General features: G+C 63.0%; 17 protein-coding genes. 8 read left to right on the plus strand and 9 right to left on the minus strand.

Going from position 1 to position 17,877, the window contains the following annotated elements:
• The first annotated feature begins 5 nt into the window (after nt 1-5).
• Nucleotides 6-1,343: a glycoside hydrolase family 68 protein gene (locus BDK61_RS12015; RefSeq protein ID WP_121303326.1), complete on the plus strand. Its 1,338-nt coding sequence runs from the start codon at nt 6-8 to the stop codon at nt 1,341-1,343.
• A gap of 44 nt (nt 1,344-1,387) precedes the next feature.
• Here the strand turns inward: BDK61_RS12015 and BDK61_RS12020 are convergent, their stop codons facing one another.
• Both BDK61_RS12020 and BDK61_RS24185 read right to left on the minus strand, forming a co-directional pair.
• The gene (locus BDK61_RS12020) at nt 1,388-3,499 is read right to left on the minus strand and encodes a GH32 C-terminal domain-containing protein (RefSeq protein ID WP_121303327.1); all 2,112 of its coding nucleotides are present in this window, start codon (nt 3,497-3,499) and stop codon (nt 1,388-1,390) included.
• 239 nt (nt 3,500-3,738) lie between these two features.
• Nucleotides 3,739-3,873 (minus strand): hypothetical protein, encoded by a 135-nt coding sequence (locus tag BDK61_RS24185; protein ID WP_023843340.1) that lies wholly within the window; start codon nt 3,871-3,873, stop codon nt 3,739-3,741.
• A 265-nt stretch (nt 3,874-4,138) separates the two neighbouring features.
• Between BDK61_RS24185 and BDK61_RS12025 the strand changes: the two genes are divergently transcribed.
• Nucleotides 4,139-4,324: a hypothetical protein gene (locus tag BDK61_RS12025; RefSeq protein WP_011223653.1), complete on the plus strand. Its 186-nt coding sequence runs from the start codon at nt 4,139-4,141 to the stop codon at nt 4,322-4,324.
• Here BDK61_RS12025 and BDK61_RS12030 read toward each other — a convergent pair.
• Together BDK61_RS12030 and BDK61_RS12035 are read right to left on the minus strand one after the other, a co-directional pair.
• Nucleotides 4,321-5,415, minus strand: coding sequence for a rod shape-determining protein (locus BDK61_RS12030; protein WP_004957146.1), 1,095 nt, complete (start codon nt 5,413-5,415; stop codon nt 4,321-4,323). The genes BDK61_RS12025 and BDK61_RS12030 overlap by 4 nt on opposite strands.
• 140 nt (nt 5,416-5,555) lie before the next feature.
• Nucleotides 5,556-6,041 carry a FlaD/FlaE family flagellar protein gene (locus tag BDK61_RS12035; protein ID WP_004957147.1) on the minus strand — a complete coding sequence of 162 codons (486 nt, stop codon included), beginning with the start codon at nt 6,039-6,041 and terminating at the stop codon, nt 5,556-5,558.
• A gap of 170 nt (nt 6,042-6,211) precedes the next feature.
• Between BDK61_RS12035 and BDK61_RS12040 the strand changes: the two genes are divergently transcribed.
• Together BDK61_RS12040 and BDK61_RS12045 are read left to right on the plus strand one after the other, a co-directional pair.
• Nucleotides 6,212-7,117 (plus strand): ParA family protein, encoded by a 906-nt coding sequence (locus tag BDK61_RS12040; protein WP_121303328.1) that lies wholly within the window; start codon nt 6,212-6,214, stop codon nt 7,115-7,117.
• Nucleotides 7,114-8,100, plus strand: coding sequence for a chemotaxis protein CheW (locus BDK61_RS12045; RefSeq protein ID WP_004957150.1), 987 nt, complete (start codon nt 7,114-7,116; stop codon nt 8,098-8,100). The genes BDK61_RS12040 and BDK61_RS12045 overlap by 4 nt, the downstream gene beginning before the upstream one ends.
• Nucleotides 8,101-8,129: 29 nt before the next feature.
• Here the strand turns inward: BDK61_RS12045 and BDK61_RS12050 are convergent, their stop codons facing one another.
• Nucleotides 8,130-9,272 carry an NAD(P)/FAD-dependent oxidoreductase gene (locus BDK61_RS12050; RefSeq protein ID WP_121303329.1) on the minus strand — a complete coding sequence of 381 codons (1,143 nt, stop codon included), beginning with the start codon at nt 9,270-9,272 and terminating at the stop codon, nt 8,130-8,132.
• A 108-nt stretch (nt 9,273-9,380) separates the two neighbouring features.
• Between BDK61_RS12050 and BDK61_RS12055 the strand changes: the two genes are divergently transcribed.
• Nucleotides 9,381-10,601 carry a PAS domain-containing protein gene (locus tag BDK61_RS12055; RefSeq protein WP_121303330.1) on the plus strand — a complete coding sequence of 407 codons (1,221 nt, stop codon included), beginning with the start codon at nt 9,381-9,383 and terminating at the stop codon, nt 10,599-10,601.
• Nucleotide 10,602: 1 nt separating this feature from the next.
• Here BDK61_RS12055 and mvaD read toward each other — a convergent pair whose 3' ends face one another.
• From mvaD to msrA, 3 genes are all read right to left on the minus strand, one after another.
• The gene (mvaD, locus tag BDK61_RS12060) at nt 10,603-11,577 is read right to left on the minus strand and encodes a phosphomevalonate decarboxylase MvaD (protein ID WP_121303331.1); all 975 of its coding nucleotides are present in this window, start codon (nt 11,575-11,577) and stop codon (nt 10,603-10,605) included.
• 102 nt (nt 11,578-11,679) lie between these two features.
• On the minus strand, nt 11,680-12,216 hold the full coding sequence (locus tag BDK61_RS12065; RefSeq protein WP_004957159.1) for a cob(I)yrinic acid a,c-diamide adenosyltransferase: 537 nt from the start codon (nt 12,214-12,216) through the stop codon (nt 11,680-11,682).
• Between the two features lie 126 nt (nt 12,217-12,342).
• Nucleotides 12,343-13,011 carry a peptide-methionine (S)-S-oxide reductase MsrA gene (gene msrA / locus BDK61_RS12070; protein WP_121303332.1) on the minus strand — a complete coding sequence of 223 codons (669 nt, stop codon included), beginning with the start codon at nt 13,009-13,011 and terminating at the stop codon, nt 12,343-12,345.
• Nucleotides 13,012-13,102: 91 nt separating this feature from the next.
• Between msrA and BDK61_RS23445 the strand changes: the two genes are divergently transcribed.
• From BDK61_RS23445 to BDK61_RS12080, 3 genes are all read left to right on the plus strand, one after another.
• Entirely contained in the window at nt 13,103-13,273 is a 171-nt protein-coding gene (locus BDK61_RS23445) for a DUF7838 family putative zinc beta-ribbon protein (RefSeq protein WP_004518162.1), read from the plus strand.
• Nucleotides 13,274-13,341: 68 nt separating this feature from the next.
• Nucleotides 13,342-13,545, plus strand: coding sequence for a DUF7511 domain-containing protein (locus tag BDK61_RS12075; RefSeq protein WP_004957167.1), 204 nt, complete (start codon nt 13,342-13,344; stop codon nt 13,543-13,545).
• A 38-nt stretch (nt 13,546-13,583) separates the two neighbouring features.
• A complete protein-coding gene (locus BDK61_RS12080) occupies nt 13,584-13,952 on the plus strand; it encodes a response regulator (protein WP_004957169.1) in 369 nt (122 codons plus the stop codon).
• On the opposite strand, the gene BDK61_RS12085 is transcribed toward BDK61_RS12080, so the two are convergent.
• Nucleotides 13,949-17,836 carry a PAS domain S-box protein gene (locus BDK61_RS12085; protein WP_121303333.1) on the minus strand — a complete coding sequence of 1,296 codons (3,888 nt, stop codon included), beginning with the start codon at nt 17,834-17,836 and terminating at the stop codon, nt 13,949-13,951. The genes BDK61_RS12080 and BDK61_RS12085 overlap by 4 nt on opposite strands.
• Nucleotides 17,837-17,877 lie beyond the last annotated feature (41 nt).

Below are 17,877 nucleotides of genomic sequence, written 5' to 3' on the forward strand. Positions count from 1 at the left end.
GAGGTATGACAAACGAGGCGCTCGGCGAGGGTTGTTCCGGAACGAAGGGGCGCGCCGGGTGGACACGCGAGCAGGCGAGTCGGATCGAGCGGACTGACGACACCGTCGCCCCCATCGTCTACCCGCCCCAAACCGAACAGATTCCCGAGGTCCATATCTGGGATACCTGGTTCCTCCGTAACCGCGACGGCACGCTGGCGACAGTCGATGGCTACCGAGTCTGTTTCTCGCTGACCGCCCCATCGGACCTGTTGCCCGGTAAGCGCCACGATGTGGCGACCATCCGCTGTTTCTACTCCGACGACGGTCGCAACTGGCACAACGCCGGCCCGGTGTTCGAGGAGCCGCTGGGCCAGCGCCAGTGGGCCGGGTCGGCACTGTATGACGACGACGGCAGCGTTTATTTGTTCTACACTGCGGCCGGCGAGGAAGGGGCCGAAGACCTGACCTACACACAGCGCATCGTCGGCGCGGGCGGCGGCAGCATCGAAACGGCCGACGAGTTCGAGCTTTGCGGTCCGTGGACCCATCACGAACTGCTCCAGCCCGACGGCGACCGCTACGAGCGCGAAGACCAGTCCCGCAGGATGATATACACCTTCCGCGACCCGTGGTTCTTCGAAGACCCCGAAACGGGCGAGACGTGGCTCCTGTTCGAGGCGAACACGCCAGTACCGGAGGGCAGCGACGTCTGTGGTGGCGACGACGCGCTACAGGAATTTAACGGGAGCGTTGGCATCGCTCGCTCGCCGACGGGCGACCCGCTGGCGTGGGAGCTCGAAGACCCACTGCTGGACGCTGTGGGCGTCAATCAGGAACTCGAACGACCCCACGTCGTGTATCGGGACGGCCTCTACTACCTCTTTATCTCCAGCCACCTCCACACGTTTGCGCCGGGTCTTGAGGGGTTCGACGCGCTGTACGGCTTCGTCGCCGAGGACCTCCGCGGCGATTACGTCCCGCTAAACGAGTCGGGCCTCGTCGCTACGAACCCCGAAAACGCGCCGTTCCAGTCCTACTCGTGGATGGCGTTTCTCCACGGCGACGAGGTGCTGGTCCAGAGCTTCTTCAACTACTACGACTTCGACGGCGAGACGCTGGACGAAATCGCCCATCTGTCCGAGTCTGAGCAGATGCGCCGGTTCGGCGGCTCACTCGGCCCGACGCTCCGGCTTGAGGTGGAGGGGAGCCGGACACGCATTATCGGGTCGCTCGGGCACTGGCACATCCCGCTGGACGGCGAGACACTCCCACTGACGGACCGAGAGCTGATTCGGCGCGGGAAACACAACGATACCAGTGCCGGTGGCTACGGCGCGCGAACCGAGGCTGAGCGGAAGTAAAGCGTCTCAAAGCGGTCTTTTCACAGGAATTCGGCCGGGACTGTCTACCAGACAGAGTCCAGTTCCCAGACGTCCAGCGACGCGATAGTCGCGTGCCCGCCCTCGGCCGACAGCGAGATGCCGGTGGCGTCCTGTCGGGTCGGGTACACACGGCTGGTCAGGCAGTGCCGTTCGTTGGCGAACACCTCAACAACGCTCCCGTCGACGAAGACACGCAGCGACAGCGGCGCGTCGTACGGTCGGACTCGCATCGTCTGGGTGTCGCCGGTTGCCTGCGGGTCAGTGCTTGAGGCCGACCGGTCGACGGCGATTTCGCTCTCATACGAGTATCGAATCGGCGTCCGTTCCTCGCCGTCCGGCGATTCGAGGACGGACAGCTCGATGGCCTCGGCGTCTTCCAGTCGAACCGTGGCACGAAGCTCGAATGACCGGCTCTCGACTGACAACTGCTCGGTGTCGCCCGCGTCGAGGCGCACCACGTCGTAGCTGGTGTTGTCGCCGCGTAGCTCGGTGAGTTCGGGGGCCGGCCGCTGGCAGAGGCCGCCGTCGTCGGCCAGCGACAACTCCCGGGGCAGCGACATCGCGCCGGACCAGCCGGCGTCCCACTGCCCGCTCACGTCGCGGGCTTCAGGAAGCCATCCCCATGTCAGGATGCGGCCGTCGTCGGTCCACATCGACTGCGGGGCGTAGAAGTCGCCGTGGTCGAGCTTGTCGCGCCGGTCGACATCGAACTCGCCGTCCTCATAGGTGCCGAGAAAGTACACCACGTCCTCGTAGTTCGAGATGTGGAGGAGCTGTCTGTCGCCGAAATCGAGTAGTTCCGGGCACTCCCAGACAGTCCCGGCGGTGTCGCGGTCGCCAGCAAGGATCGGCCCCTGGTACTCCCAGTTCCGGAGGTCGGCGGACTCGTACAGCAGCGCCGCGCCGCCGCCGCCCTCGATACCGGCTCCGATGAGCTGGTACCAAGTTTCGTTCTCGCGCCAGACGCAGTGGTCCCGGAACTCTCCCTCCCAGTCCTCGGTGCGGAGCACTTCCGGTTTGGCCGGTAGCTCCTCGATGATGGGGTTGTCCGGGTCCTTGTCCCAGGCCGTAAGGTCGTCGTCCGCAGCGGTGGCGATACAGGGGAGCTGGCGCTTGTCGCGGCCGCCCGTGTACAGCACGGTCGGAACGCCAGCGTTGTCGACCGCACAGCCGGACCAGCAGCCATCCCGGTCCGGCCCGTCGGGCGAGGGCGTGAGCGCGACGGGGCGGTCCTCCCAGTGGACGAGGTCGTCGCTGACGGCGTGGCCCCAGTGAATCGTGTTGTGAAACGGTCCGGCGGGGTTGTACTGGTAGAACAGGTGATAGCGACCGTTCCAGTGGATGAGCCCGTTGGGGTCGTTGAGCCAATTTGCCGGCGGCGTCACATGATAGGACGGACGACTCGGGTCGTCGTCGAGACGCTCGCGCAACTGCCCGAACGTGTCAACATTCTTCGGGCGGCCGGTCAGCGGGTGCCGTTCGTCTGCCGCCAGAAACGCCAGTGCGTTCTCGATGAGCGTCTCGCGGTTGCCCTGACACACGTCGTGGGTCGGCTGTGCGAACGCAACGGAGGACCCGATGCCCAGTACCTGCCCGTCGCCGGGCTCCCAGGAGAGTATCGCCATCTGTTTGACTACATCGGTGTCGCCCCGGATTGTGCTCGCGAGCACGTCCCCTGACCGGGGCGCGATAGACTCGTATCTCGCGTAGGGTATCGTGACACCGGCACCGCGGGTGTGAACGCGAAGGGTGTCGTAGTCTGCGTGAATCGGGTGGTCGTCGTACAGCGCCTGCCAGAGGTGGCCGGTCGGCTCCGGAACCTCTTCCCAGCCGGTGGCGTCTGGCGCGACCTCCTCGAACCCCAGCGGTTCGACAGCCGGGAGCGCACTCAGCGTCAGCAGGAGGGTCCCGCCGTCGCGAACGTACGCAGCCAGCGCCGGTGCGTCAGCCAGCGCGCGCTCGTCGAACAGTTCATCCCGATGCCACCAGAGGACGTCGTATTCGGTCGGCTCGACCGAAGAGAGTGCACATCGCTCCGCACCGTCGACCGCCTCCTGACACCAGTCGTACGCCGTCGCCTGCTCGTCCGTACAGGCGTCGACGAAGAGACAGCCGATGCGTGACGAATCTGCCATTGCCTCGTTATCTCCTCCTGAAATATAAAAAGATTCGGCAATTGTTTCTGAACGAATATGCACACTCTTGTGGGCACCATCGTTGATGTGGGCAGCAAAGCGCTCGGCGACACATCGCCGGCCGACGCAGGAGCGCCAGCACGGGCCGCTGTCGAAGTCAGGAACGGTTCGGAAAAGAGAGTCAATAGCCAGAGCAGTGGCTGACAGTGGACTATCGATCAAAAAGCGGACGGGACCGGTCAGTGGACGCGGGCGTTGCGGGCTTCAGCCTTCCAGTCGATAACGGTTTCGTGACAACTGGGACAGACAAACTCGGTGAGTTTTGTTGTCTGGTCGTTGTATGACATCCGCGTGCCACAGTTGGTGCAATCCATTATAATTGTATATATTCTACTGAAGGATATAAATTTTCTCCTGACCATAGTCGGTCTGGGCGGTAGACAGGCTGTAACAGCCGCTTAGTGGCAGTACATCACATGAGGGGTGGTAAACAGCCACAATTAATAACGAGAGTTGACGGTTCTCCGAAGCGGCTAGCGAGAACAGGGATGGGGAAAGACACAGTCGCTGGGCCCGTTCCGCGTCCGTCAGCCGGTTGTCTGACTTGGCTTTAGGTGTCAGGCTCCTGTAGCCGAGTGTATGCCACGTACCCAACTCGGTGGGGGGTCGTCGCAGGAGCGGCAGGGTGGTGGTCTCTCGACCGGCGCGACCAGCCTCGGAATCGACACTGACGTATTCGAACTGCTCTCGGCCGATCGCGGTCACAAGATGGGACAGTCCGAGCCCAGAATCGAGCGGTGGCTGGACTGCTGGCGGAATCCCTAGTTGGTCTCGACGAGACGCGCCGCGATCCGCTGTGCGCCGATGGTCGGCGCGATGTCCGGTTCGTCGGCAGCGATGACATCAATGTCGCGGTTCAGCTCCGCACTGAGTCGTTCTTCGAACTCGTCGACGATGCCGGGGATGCAGGCCATACCGCCGGTGATGGCGATCGGGCGGTCCAGCGCGAGCTGGTACACTTTCATGTAGTCGTTTGCCAGCTCCGGCAGGAACGTGTTCGCCAGTTCGTCGACGGCGTCGTCGAGGTACTCGTTGACCGCGTCCATCACAGAGCGCTCGATAGTGAACTCGTGTGAGCCGCCGCCGGGCTGCTGGATGATATCGGTGAACGGTTCGAAATCGACGAAGTCGGCGTGTTCTTCCTTGTATTCTCGGGCAGTCTGGTTGTCGATGTTGACACGGCCCTGCGTTTCTTCCTCAACGTAGTTGGCGATCATCCGGTCGACTTCGTTCCCGGTCACCGCGCCCGTCGTGAAGGGGGAGAGCTGCTCGCCGCGACGGTACGCGGAGGCTTCGAGGTTCGTCGACCCCATGTTGACAGCGACGAAGATCTCGTCGATAGCTTCAAGATCGTCGCCAAAGGCCGGGATGGAGCCACACAGCGACTCCGGATAGCTCTCGACGAGGTCCAGCCCGATAGAGGAGTTCTCGATGACGTTCTGCAGGTTCTCCAGTCCGGTCGGATTGTCGATAGTCGGGATGGCGTACACGACGCCGCTGTTTGCCGGGATGTCGTGTTCCTCGATGATCGCCTCGAAGAACGTTTTGGTCATCTCGGCCCGGTCAGCGTCCTCGGGGAGCCCCGACCGGAGCATATACTCGACGCGGTCCGGATACTCGCGGGCCGCCTCTTCGCCGTAGAGGATCTTCTCCTCGCCGGTCAGGGCGTCCTCGTACGTCGCCATGCACGTCAGTGTCTTGATAATCTGGTTCTCCGTGCCGTGTTCGCCCGGCAGGGCAATGACGGTCCGGGTGCTCCCGAGCTTGACCCCGACCGGAACAGCGGCAGCGCCGTCTGACGACACACCGGCGTCCGATTCGGACCCGGTGTCGTCGTCCGCATCCTCGTCACTCATATACGGTCGTCCTTGTCGACCGCCCGATATATATCCTCTCCCTAGTATTCAGGACTGATAGCTGTCCCCTCGGGGAGCTGATACTGAATCCCGCTCAATAACAGGAATTCGGTGGAAAGAATTGGTCCTGAAAACGGACGTTACGTCATCGCAGTGAGCTTCGCAATATAGACGAGACTTAGCATATGGTCGTCAACGCTCAGTTCGTTGTCGTCGTTGGTCGCGGACTCGTCGATACCAAGCAGGTAATCCGAGAGGTCGTCCTGTACGTCCTCGGTTAGCCAGTCGATCGAGCGATAGTAATCGAGCGCTTCGTCGGCTCCCTTATACCCGGAGTGCATCAGGAGGAACTCAAGCCACTCGAAGACCACGAACTCTGCGGCGTAGGTCTCGGGCAGTGCTTCGAGATAGGGCTTCTCCTGTGCGTCACCACTGAGGAACGGCAGCAGTTCACGGTACAGCCCGGAGCGGAACGAACTCCCTGCAAGCACCTCTTCATCGGCGTCGTCAAGCCCCATGTCAAGGTCCGTCGGGTCCGGGACGTCCTCGTCGCCCATCCCGTTGCCCCGCTGACGAGCCATCTTCCGTAACTCGTCGAGGTCGTAATCGCGCGGGTTGATGGTCATGATACTGACCCTTCAATCTACACAATCATAAATCTTGCACACCGTCAGACGGCCGTCATGCACACGCTCGCGGGTGTTTCCGTCTTGTCCGCGTTCCGTCCCCCAGTTGCGACGTTGATAATCGGGACCACATTTTTATAGTGGCTCGGAGTCGACCTGTGGATACTTGGATGATGAACCGGCAATCAGGAACCGGTCCAGCCCGCTTCTGTGTGACCAACGCGAAAGGCGGGACCGGAAAGACGACAGTTGCTATCAACGTAGCCGGTGCACTGAACGACCGCGGCCGGGACGTCCTCTTTATCGACCTCGACCCGCAGGGCAACGCCACGGAAGGCGTCGGCCTCGTCGAGGCGTACGACGCCGACCCGCCGACGCTGTTCGACGCACTGACCGGCGACCCATCGGCGCTGGGTGAGCTAATCTGCGAGGGCGAGGAGATGGACGTGATCCCCTCCAGCATCGATATGCTCCAGGCCGAACACGAACTGACCATCGCCGACCTCATCGCCCGGGTCAACACCCAGGGCGGGGATATCGACCAGGCCGCGCTGGCTTCGTTCGCTATCAACATCACGCCGGAGATGATCACAGGGTCACACGCGCTCGACACGCTCGACCGGGCGCTGTCGACACTCGATGCCGACTACGACTACGTTATCATCGACTGCCCCCCGTTCTACGGGAAGCTGACCGACACCGGCATGTACGCCGCACAGAACGTCCTCATTCCCGCACTGACTGAGGCCACCTCCGAGCGAGCCATCGAACTGCTGATGGACCAGATGGCCGCAATGGAGCGCCAGACCGACGCGTCGATCAACACGCTCGGTGTCGTCGCCAACCGGGTCGAAACGACATCCGAAGACGAGACGATGCTCGAATGGTTCAACATGGCGTTCCCGGACAGCCCCGTCTGGGAGGTCCGCAAACGGGTAGCGCTGCAGCGCGCGTTCAGCGCCGGCCAGTCTATCTTCGCGACCGAGGAATCGTGCGACATGGCGGCTGTCTTTGAGGACATCGCCGAAGAACTCGACGAGCAGTTCGGCTTTACCGACACAGAGGTACCAGCATGAGTGACGACGAACGCATGGACAGAGCGGAGCGCATCCGACAGATGCGCGAGGGGAACAAGGCAGAAACTACCGACGACACCGCGGAGTCGGACGAGGCCTCCGCGGACGGGTCCGGCAAACAGCCCGACGATGAGGGCGAAACCGAGGCGACGGCGGGCGAGGCCGCCGACGCGGAACCGGCGACCGCCGCCAGCGATGACGCATCTAACGAAGCGGCTGCGGCCGATGGACAGGTTGCCAATGACGGCGACACCGACACTGACTCCGACAGCGCCGCCACTGACCAGAGCGACACCGACGCGATGGCCGCCGCACAGCGAGCGGCAGAGGCCTCCGCACAGATGACCCCTGAGAACGTCGACGCCGGTGTTGCCGACCAGCCGACGGATGACCTGTCGGCGTCGGCCAGCCCGATGCAGGGGCCGACTGGCGTCGAGTTGCCGGACCAGGAACTCATTGAGGAGGCGATGGCGTCGGACAACACCGCCACAACCGAGGGTGGTGCTCGCGCCGCGGCTATCGACGACGACGCGACCCAGACAGAAGAACTGGTCCGGGTACTCGAATTCGCGCTTGGCGACGAGTACTACTGTCTCGACATCGACTACGTTGAGGAGATTGTCAAACGCGAGTCGGTCACCCGCGTTCCCAACACCGACGACTACGTCGAGGGTGTCGTTGACCTCCGGGGGCAGATTACGACGATCCTCAACCCCAAGGAGATGATGGATATCGAAAGCGACGGGTCGGAGAACCTCATCGTCGTCTTTGATGCAGGTGTGTTCGAGGAACAGGGCGCGATGGGCTGGATCGTCGACGAGGTCCGGCAGGTCGTGCCTGTCGCTGAATCCGAAGTGAACACCGCCCCAGTCGACGGCGATTATATCAACGGTGTCGTCGACCGCGACGGCGAAGACGAATTCGTCATCTGGATCGAACCCGACGACGTGCTCGGGAACGCAACCGCGGACGGCGAGGACTGACGCGCCGGTCGACAGTTGTCGCAGTATTTCTACTCGTTCTCTACCTCGCCGGTAAGATCCAATTCCTCGCTGACGAGGTCGACGGCATTCTGGACAGCACCCACCGTTCCAAGATAGCCCGCGCCGACAGTTGTCTTGAGCGCCAGCGCGGCCCGCCCGGTGAGAACAGAGGGACCGACCTTCGCCACGGCGTCGTCGCCGACCGAGACGAGCCACCCTGGCACGTTGAACTGGTACTGTGTCAGTCGGGGCTGGAACTCGCCGGAGCTACCCTGTAACCGCTCGACGAGTGTTCCGATGTTGTCGGCGGCGACGCGGGCCTCGCGGATGGCCGCCGCTGCGCTTGCTGGCACAGCCTCGCCGTCGCTGTCGACGACCCGAGCGGCGTCGCCGACGGCGAACGTCGACTCGCCGAGTCGGAGGTCCGCCCGGACAACGGGTCGGTCGGCGTCAAGCGCCGGCGACCCCTCGATACCGCCGGTCCAGACGAACTGGTCCATCGTCAGGTCCGAGCCGTCCGTGAGCGTAATGACATCGGCATCGGCCTCGGCCACACCGGTGCCGGTCCTGACTGTCACGCCGGCGTCGACCAGCGCGTCGTGGACGGCCGACTGGAACGACGCCGGGAACGCCGGCGCGACGGCGTCTTCCTGTTCGAGCAGGAGGACCTCGATATCGCTGTCCTCGCGCATCTCGGCCAGTTCGCCGGCCACCTGCACGCCGGACAGGCCAGCACCGCCGACAACCACACGGTCGCCGTCACTGAGTCCGTGGAACCGCTCGCGGATCACGTGGGCGTCGTCAAGGCGCTTCAGTGGCGTCGCGTGCTCGCGCACACCCGGGAGCCCATAGAATGCCGTCCGAGCGCCGAGACACACCGCGCCCACGTCGTAGGACAGCGTCTCCGACCCGTCCAGCGTCGCCACGCCGGCATCCGGGTCAACATCGGTGACCGTTGCCTGTCGAATCTCACAGTCGAGGACGCCATCGAGGTCGACGGTAATTTCCTCGGCCAGTGACGGCCGTCTGACGACCCGGTGGAGTTCGTGCTGGACGAGGTGCTCCGTCTGTTCGTCGACGACGACCAGTGAGACGCTGTCGGGGAGAGTCTGTTCGAGCTTTCTGGCGAGCGTGAGTCCGGCGTATCCAGCTCCAAGGACGGCGACGCGCATACTGCCCGGTTGGAACTAGACGCTGATAGACCTATCTCCGCAGAGAGTCGAATCGGCGACCATCGCTCCATTTATATTCATGTACTCCCCCGATTAGGCTAGCCTAAAATGGACGACGGCGCTGAGTTACTTGTTGGTGAGCTGTTTCAATCGCTAGCTGAAGAAGGGCGCACAGAAACGCGCGAAGCGCTGTTGGACGTGTATCAGAACAGCGCCGTCCGTGAGCGAGAGGCGCTGTCTCGGACGCTGCTGTCTGAGCTACTGGCGCTGCTGGACGCTCGGCTCGACCGCGAGACGGAGGTGGAAATACTGGCGAATTCGGTCGGGTCGCTAACGGAGCGCTTCTCAGCCATGGTCCAGTCAATACCTGCCGCAGTGGTGGTGCTGGACGCTGACAGGTCGATTCAGTTCTGGAACGACGGTGCCGAGCGACTGTTTGGCTGGGACGAGAGTCAGGTAGTCGGCCGCCCGTATGCCGACACGCTGGCCGAATCACCGGAGACGCTCGATAGGCTGCTGGCGTCACTTGTCGACGGTGAATCGCTCACCGGCGTCGAATCCTGTCACCGGCACGCCAATGGGTCATCGCTCGACGTGCGGCTGTGGGGTGCGCCACTCACCGGCGAGAGCACGGACGGTGCATCGCTGTTCGTCCACGACATCTCGGAGCAAAAACAACGCGAGCAGCGACTCACGGTCCTCAACCGCCTGTTTCGGCATAACATCCGCAACGACGTGACCGTCATCCGCGGGCATCTGGAGCTACTCAGCGACGAACGGGAGAGCGAGCATATCGACATTATTGCGGACCGTATCGAGGATATCCGTGGTTTGAGTGAGGCTGCCCACCAGATTGAGAAACTGCAAAACAGCGACGAGACAGAACAGACAACCTTCGACCCGCGTGTATTGCTCTGTGACCGGGCCGGCCGCCTGCAAGCCGAGCACACGACCATCGAACTCCGACAAGACTTGCAGGTCGAGGGCCACGTCGTCGGTCACGAACTCCTGCCGTACGCGCTTGATAACGTCCTCGACAACGCAGTGGAACACAATGATGCCGACACGCCTCAGGTCGACGTGGTAGTCGAACCGGCGGTCGAAGGTGACCGCGTCGTGCTCCGAGTAGCTGACAACGGGCCGGGGCTCCCTGAGACGGAGCAGGCGGTTCTCACAACTGGAACGGAGACACCGCTCACGCACAGCACGGGCACGGGGCTGTGGCTCACGCAGTGGATCGTCCGGGAGTCGGATGGGTCGATCTCGGTGTCGGAGAGCCGGTTCGGAGGAACCGAAGTCGAGATCCGCCTCCGGCGGCCAGTCGACTAGTTCAGAACAGCGCCTTGTCCTCGTCGAGAATCTGTGCGGGGCCGCCAACATCCCAGACGCGGGTGTCGACGCCGCAGTCGGCGACCGTCTCTTCGACGCGGCCGACGTACTCCTCAGTCGTATTGATGTAGACGCTCGCGCCGGTGTCGACGGAGAAGTACACCGGCACGTCCTCGGTGTTCCGGAGTTCTCTGACGGCGTTGAATATCTCGATGGTGCGGGGCTGCCAGTACACCCAGCCGGCGGGGCCGGTCATTGTTGCGGCGGCCAGCGACAGGGAGTCTTTCTCGGCGAGGTCGAAGACAGCGTCGAAGCCGCCGTCGTACAGCGCGTCGCGCATGTCCGAAATCTGGCTGTGAATGTGGGCCATCCGGGATTCGAACATGTGGCTCTCGGCGGCCTCCTTGTGGGCTTCCTCGGTTTCCTTGTAGGATGGGACCATCCCGGCGACAATTCGCAGGTCGTCTTCGAGGTCCGTCTCGATGCGCTCGCTCCGGCAGTCCCTGTCGTTCATGCCGGTCCGGAGGTGAGAGAACGCACCCGTCACTGCGCGGGCGGCCGAGGAGGAGCCGCGGCGTGCGACGGTCGAGATTTCCGGTCGCGTCATGTCGAGACCGGCCGCCTCGACAAGGGCCATCGCCGCGGCGGCAAAGCCGGATGAGGACGAGCCAAAGCCGATGTTCGTCGGGAAGTTGTTCGCCGACTCGAAGCGGACGCCGTGGTTGATGCCGGCGAGGTCGCGGACGTGGTCCACGACGGCGTCGATACGCTCGGCCCCGCGGCCGGTGACCTCCTCGCCGTCGATGACGTACACGTCCTCCTCGCGGTTCGGGTCGAAGGCGGCCGTCGTCTTCGAGTGGCTCGGCGCGGTACAGACGGAGATGCTGTCGTGGTACGGCAGTCGCAGTTCCTCGTCGCGCATCCCGTGGTACTTGACCAGCCCCTGAATCGGATGTGCCTTCGCGGTCGCTTTCATACCTCACCCTTCCGGGCCGGTCACTTTGCTATTGCGAACCGCCGGCGCTGGCGTGGCGTCGAGTCACCGATACCTACCTGCCGGACAAAAGTGGTGTAATCGTCAGTACTCGGGGTTCTCCTCGCGGATGCCTTCACGCTTGTTGACGAGGCGGGCAAGCGTAAACAGGGCGTCAGAGAGCCGGTTCAGGTAGATGATAGCCGTCTCATTGACGCCAGCCTCCTCGGCGGCGAAGGAGACACAGCGGCGCTCTGCGCGGCGACAGACCGCGCGGGCGTGGTGGAGCTTCGCCCCGGGTTCCGACCCGGATGGGAGGATGAACGATTCGAGCGGGTCCAGCTCTGAGTCGGCCTCGTCGATGAGTTCTTCCAGCGTCTCGACGTGGGACTCCTGTATCCGCGGGTCGCCCTCCTCTGGGCTGGGGTTGGCGAAGTCGGCCTGCACGATGTGGAGATGGTTCTGGACGACGCGGAGCTTCTCGTCGATGTCGTCGTGACCGGTCGGTCTGACGACGCCGACCAGCGCGTTCACTTCGTCGACGGTGCCGTACGCCTCGATGCGGCGGCTGTCCTTCGAGACCCGCTCCATGTTCCGGAGGTCTGTCTGGCCCTGATCGCCGCGGCCGGTATAGATAGTCATAGCTAAATCTGACACTGCCAGCGTCTTATAGCCGTGGGCGAATCCTTTGGGAGCGTGGGCGGCCGAGTCCCGTGGCAAGCATAGGCGACCGAGCCTCGTGGCGACTGTGGACCGCCGGCACCGCGTTCAGAGTCGGCGGCGGACCTCCGAGAGCGCAGCCGGTGAAATATCCAGTTCGGCAAACAGTGCCTCGCGTTCGTCGTCCTCGCCGTGGCCGGCGACGAAGCCGTTGAGCCGGGCGGCGACCGTCGAATCGACGAACGCGTCGCCGTAGGTGTCTTCGAGTTCGTCGGCGACTACTGGCGTCGAGCGGAGTTCGTACTTCTGATGGTAGTCTTCCGCCAGATAGAACTGGTCGAGTGTTTCGATGGCCGTCTCAACGACCTTCCCTGTCCGCGATTCGAGGTCGTCTCGTGTCCGCTTGGCGGCCTCGCACTGCTGGTCGTCGTGTGCCAACACCACGCCGCGGTACTGGCGCTTCAGGGGCGCGGAGAACGGCGAATGGTTTGCCCAGAACACGTCCAGCAGCGCTTCGTAACTCACCGCGTCGGGGTTGTACTCGACCTGAACGACCTCGGTGTGATCGCCCAGCGAATAGTAGCTCGGGTCCGGTTCCGTTCCGCCAGCGTAGCCGACCCGGGTCCTGACCACACCTGGTGTCGCGCCGAACCGCGCGTCCGGGCCCCAGAAACAGCCCATGCCGAACGTCGCCGTTGCAGTCGCCGACGGCGGCGGTGCCTCCGCATCGGCAGCCAGTGCTGTTGGATGGGTCGGCTCGTACGCACTCGGAGTCATACTGAAAGACAGGGGTTCGAGTGGTTTGCCTGCTTCGCCGTCCCGAGTAGAACCGGGAAATTCAACTGTACCCCCGCGGAAACTACTCGATATGAGCCTCGAACTCGAACACTACTGCCCTGAATGCGAAGAGTACCGCGATTTCTGGAAGGTCGCGAGCACGACGATGCATCTGGGAACCAAAGTCAAGTGGCACTGCCCGGAGTGTGACTACGGGTTCGTTCGTATCAACGGCGAAGTCGACACCGGGCAGGCGGCATAGCTCTCCGGAGCGGTATAGAGACCTCTTAGCAGCCGTTTTACACTCTCCCCGAGAGATATCTACTACCGATGAATCTCGACCCGGATGGTGCAGGGAGCGCGACCACCGAACAGGCGCAGGCCCCGCACGAGCTGTCGATGACCGTGGTTGAGTACACCGGTGAACCGGACCGCTGTACCGTGTCACCACGGGGGCTTTCCGGCATTGCCAAGCTATCGACGTGGATTACCGTGGACAAGCGAGTCGTGGTCGACCTAGATGCGATGCGGTGACCGAGAGTTTTTATCGGGGAACCACAGACATAGAATCGATGAGTATCGAGGTCCTACTGGTAGACGAGGACGTAGACGTTCTAGAAATCGTCGGGACGTTTCTGGGACAGGAAGACGGATTCGAAATAACGACGGAGGCCGACCCAGAGGCGGCACTGGACCTGGCCACTGACGGCGATTTCGACGCAGTCGTCAGTGACTACAAGATGCCCCGGCTCGACGGGATGGAGCTGTGTGCCGCGCTTCGGGAGAACGGCGTTGACATCCCGTTCCTGCTGTTTACGGCCCGTGAGCACGACGATGTCGCAGATGCCGCCACAGAGCACGGCGTCACTGCCGTGGTCCAGAAAGGGACGGGCACGGAGCAGTACAGCGTGCTCGCCGACCGGATCCGCGACACTATCTAGACGTCTATCCGGGGCAGTTTCAGCGTGACGACTGCCCCGCCGTCCGAACCGCTACCGAAGTCCACCGTGCCGCCGTAGGTTTCGGCCACCCAGACGACCAGCCACAGGCCGAGTCCGGTTCCGTGGCGCAGTTGCGTTATTGGTTCGTCGCCCGTCACAACATCGAGTTCGTGCTGTGGAATCCCCGGCCCGTCGTCAGCGACCGTGATAGAGACGGTTTGTCGGTCCACCTGGACGTCGACGCGGACCGAAGGGTCATCGCCGCCGTGTTCGAGGCTGTTTTCGACGAGTTCGCCCAGAATACGATGTAGCCGCCCGTCACCCGCCGTAACCGGCGTCTCCGGGAGGTGTGTTTCAATTTTGCCGGCGTGCTTGTCACGATACGATGACACGATATCCGTGACAGTCGCGGACACGTCGACCGGGCCCGTGCCAAACTGGTCGCGGCGCACGGACCGCTCCATGTCGCGTGCGCGCTCGCTCAGCGACGCCATCTCTTCGGCCTTTCGCTGGAGCCTGTGGAGAATGGAGCGATGATTCTCGTCGTCGATTCGCTCGTCCAGCGCGTCAGCCATGCCAAGGACGACGGTCAGGTCGTTTCTGAGATTGTGCCGCAGGACCCGGTTGAGCAGTTTCAGCCGGCGCTCACGCTCGCGCTGTTCGGTTATGTCCGTGTAGATACCGAACCCGCGGACGCTGTCGCCGTCCCGGCTGTATGGCACGCCCCGGAAGAGGAAGTCACGGAACCCTGTCTCGGTCATCAGTCGGAGTTCAGTCTGGAAAGGGTCGCCGTCTGCCTGTCCATCGTCAAACTGGGGTAGTTCGTCGTTCGTAGTGTCCGGCAGCCGGAGGAGGTCGGATAGGGGACTGTCGACGGCCGTGTCCTGACCGTACCCGAACACGTCGGAAAACGCGGGGTTGACTGATCTGACGACCGACTCATCCGCAACTGTCTCCGTCTCGATGACGGCGTCTGGAAGCGTGTTAAACAGGTACGAGAACCGGTCGCGTTCGTCTTCCAGCTCTGCCCGCGCCTGCTTGAGTTCAGTCAGGTCCCGGACGACGCCGACGGTACCACGAAACTGGTCCGCGTCGATCAGCGACACCTCGATCTCTGCCGGGCGCTGCTCTCCGTGTGCCGTTTCCAGCGCCGTTTCGAGCTGGACCGCCCCGGTTCCGCCCTGCTGACAGAGGTCACCGATGCGACATGTAAACTCATCAATCGCGTCCTGATCGAGAACAATGCGCGGGTGCTGGCCCAGAAGCGTCGCCCGCTCGTAGCCGAGCCATTCGGCGAGCGGTTCGGTGACCAGCTGGAACCGGCCTTCGTCGTCGAGGACGTACATCATATCACGGACATTTTCGACCACTGATTCGTACCGCAACAGGCTCCGCTCGCGCTCGACGCGGTCGAACGCGGCGGCTGCATTGGACGCGAGAATCTTCCCGACGGAGACATCCGATTCGGTGAACTCGTGTCCCTGTTGCGCACCGACACTCACGACACCGTGGTCACCCATCGGGAGGTACATCGTCGCCGACAGAACGTCGGAGTCGTAGTTGTCGACCCGGTCGAACTCGTCGATGACCAGCGGGTCGCCGCGCTCGAACGCTTCTCCGGGAAACCCCTCGTCGGCGTTGTATACCGGCCGGTCCGGGACTTTGTCGCTGGCAGCGGCTGGCCGGAGCGTGTCCGTCTCCTCGTCGTACAGCCGCACGAGCGAGTGGTCGAACCCGAGGTCCGACCGGGTCGCCTCGATGACCGTTTCGGCGACTTCCTGAGGCGTCTGTGCCTGCATGAGCGACCGGGTCGTGTCCAGTAGTCCGGACAACGCCTCGTCACGCCGTTTCTGCTCCGTGATATCCCGAATAACGCCTGCGGTCCCGGCGAATCGCTCGTCGTCGTCGTACAGTAGCGTCATGTGGTCTTGCGCAGGGAACGACCCTCCCGACGCCTGCTGGATCGACAGTTCGAACGTCTCCTCGTCGTCGCGGTCCTCGAATATCATCTCCTGAACGATAGATTCGGCGCGCTCGACGACGCCGTCGTTCTTGATGAAGCCGGTGTACGAGCCAAGCAGCTCTTCCTCGGAGTAGCCCGTCAGGTCGGTCATCGCCTGATTGACGAACTGGAAGTACCCTTCGGAGTCGAGGGCGTACACGCCGTCGTCAACCGCCTCGATGATGTTCTCGTACCGTTCGAGTTCGTCCTCACGGTGGCGGCGTTCGAGTTCGTGGTTGACCCACTCAACGAGCAGTTTCATGAACGCCTCCTCGCTATCGGAGAACGACTCTGACCGGGCCTGTTCGTCCCCGAAACAGAGCGTTCCGTAGGGCTCGCCGGCGACCGTGATGAGGCCACCGGCGTAGCACGCGACGCCGCTTTGCTGGTACACGTCCGCCGCGTGTCCCCCCTCGGTGGTGGCATCGGCAATCGCATAGAGGTCACCGGAGTCGAGCACTCGCTGGCAGTAGGTATCCGCAAGCGGCGTCTCTGTCCCGGATTCGAGAGGGGTGTTCCCGGTGACCGTCTGGATTTCGTGGACTCCGTCCTCGATACGGCTCAGGTAGCCAAACGCCATGTCGAGTCGGTCCAGCCCGATTTCGATGACTCGACCGACGGTCTCTGCCTCGCTGAGTCCGTTTCCGGTAGCAAGCTGTGTCAGCTCCTGTAGCGAGTCGTTGTTGGCACGCAGCGTCCGTTCGCGCTCCTTGCGTGCTGTGATATCCGTGGCGATGGCGACGAGACGCGGAGCCTGTGCGTCGCGTTCCTCGATGACTCCGCGCGTCCGGAGCCACCGCGTCTCCCCGTCGACGTCGGTACGGAACTCGGCGTCGACTCGTTCATCGCTTTCAGACACCCGCTCGAACGCCGCTTCGAGCGACTGGCGGTCGTCGGGGTGGATATACTCGTAGAACGCCGAGGCGGTGCCTTCGAAGGCCGTCGGTGTCGTCCCGAAGAGTTCCGCGGTCGCCTCGTCCCAGACCATCTCGTCAGTTTCTAGATTCCACTCGTAGACGCCGGTGTCCGTTCCGTCCAGCGCCAGGTCGAGTCGCCGGTTCGTCTCTTCGAGGGCCCGTTCGCGCTCTTTTCGGTCGGAGATGTCCCTGAGAACGCCCGTACAGAACCACTGCCCGTTTCGCTCGAAATCGCCGAACGACACCGCGACGGTCAGCTGGTCTCCGGCGGCGGTCACGAGCGGCAGTTCGAGGTAGTCCCAGTCGACGTTCCGGTTGCCAGTCCGAAGGTATCGATCCAATCCCTCGAAGTGAGCGCTTCGCAGATGTTCGGGAATGACTTTCGCGAAGTCGTCGCCGACTAGTTCCTTGCGGTCGTAGCCCGTCAGTTCGACAGCCTCGTCGTTTGCGTATACGACCTCGCTGTCGGCGTCGATGGTGACGACGGCGTCGGAGATACTGCCGGCGATGGCATCAAAAGAGTCTGCAAGTTCCGGCGGGAGCCGCGTCGGCCGGTCATCGGGAGCAGCCAGTGGGTCGCTCTCGTCGTCCCGGCCTGTCGGTTCGCGTCCCTGCGTCACGATGTCGTACACCCGATCTGTCAGCGACACTTCGCTGCGAGGGACGTACTCGGTTACATCAAGCCGTGTCGCGCGAGCGGCGACCGTCCCGTCTGGCTCGGCCGTACAGAGAACGACCGGGAGCGCGTCGTACTGCTCACGTATCGCCGCTAACACATCTAGCCCGGTTTCTGACCCTGACAGGTGCTGTTCACAGACGACGGCATCGTAGCCGTGCTCGGCCAGTTCCGACAGCGCGTCCGTCACAGTGGCGACTGCCGTGACTGAGACCAGTGCGTCAGGTATGGCTGTGTCCGCGTCTTCGCCGGCAGGGCATACGTACAACAAATTCGGCATATCGGACATAGCGTTCCGTTGTAATTGCTATACGACGGGGTGGCATATAC

The sequence above is a fragment of the Haloarcula quadrata genome (assembly GCF_003634715.1).
GTDB lineage: Archaea > Halobacteriota > Halobacteria > Halobacteriales > Haloarculaceae > Haloarcula > Haloarcula marismortui.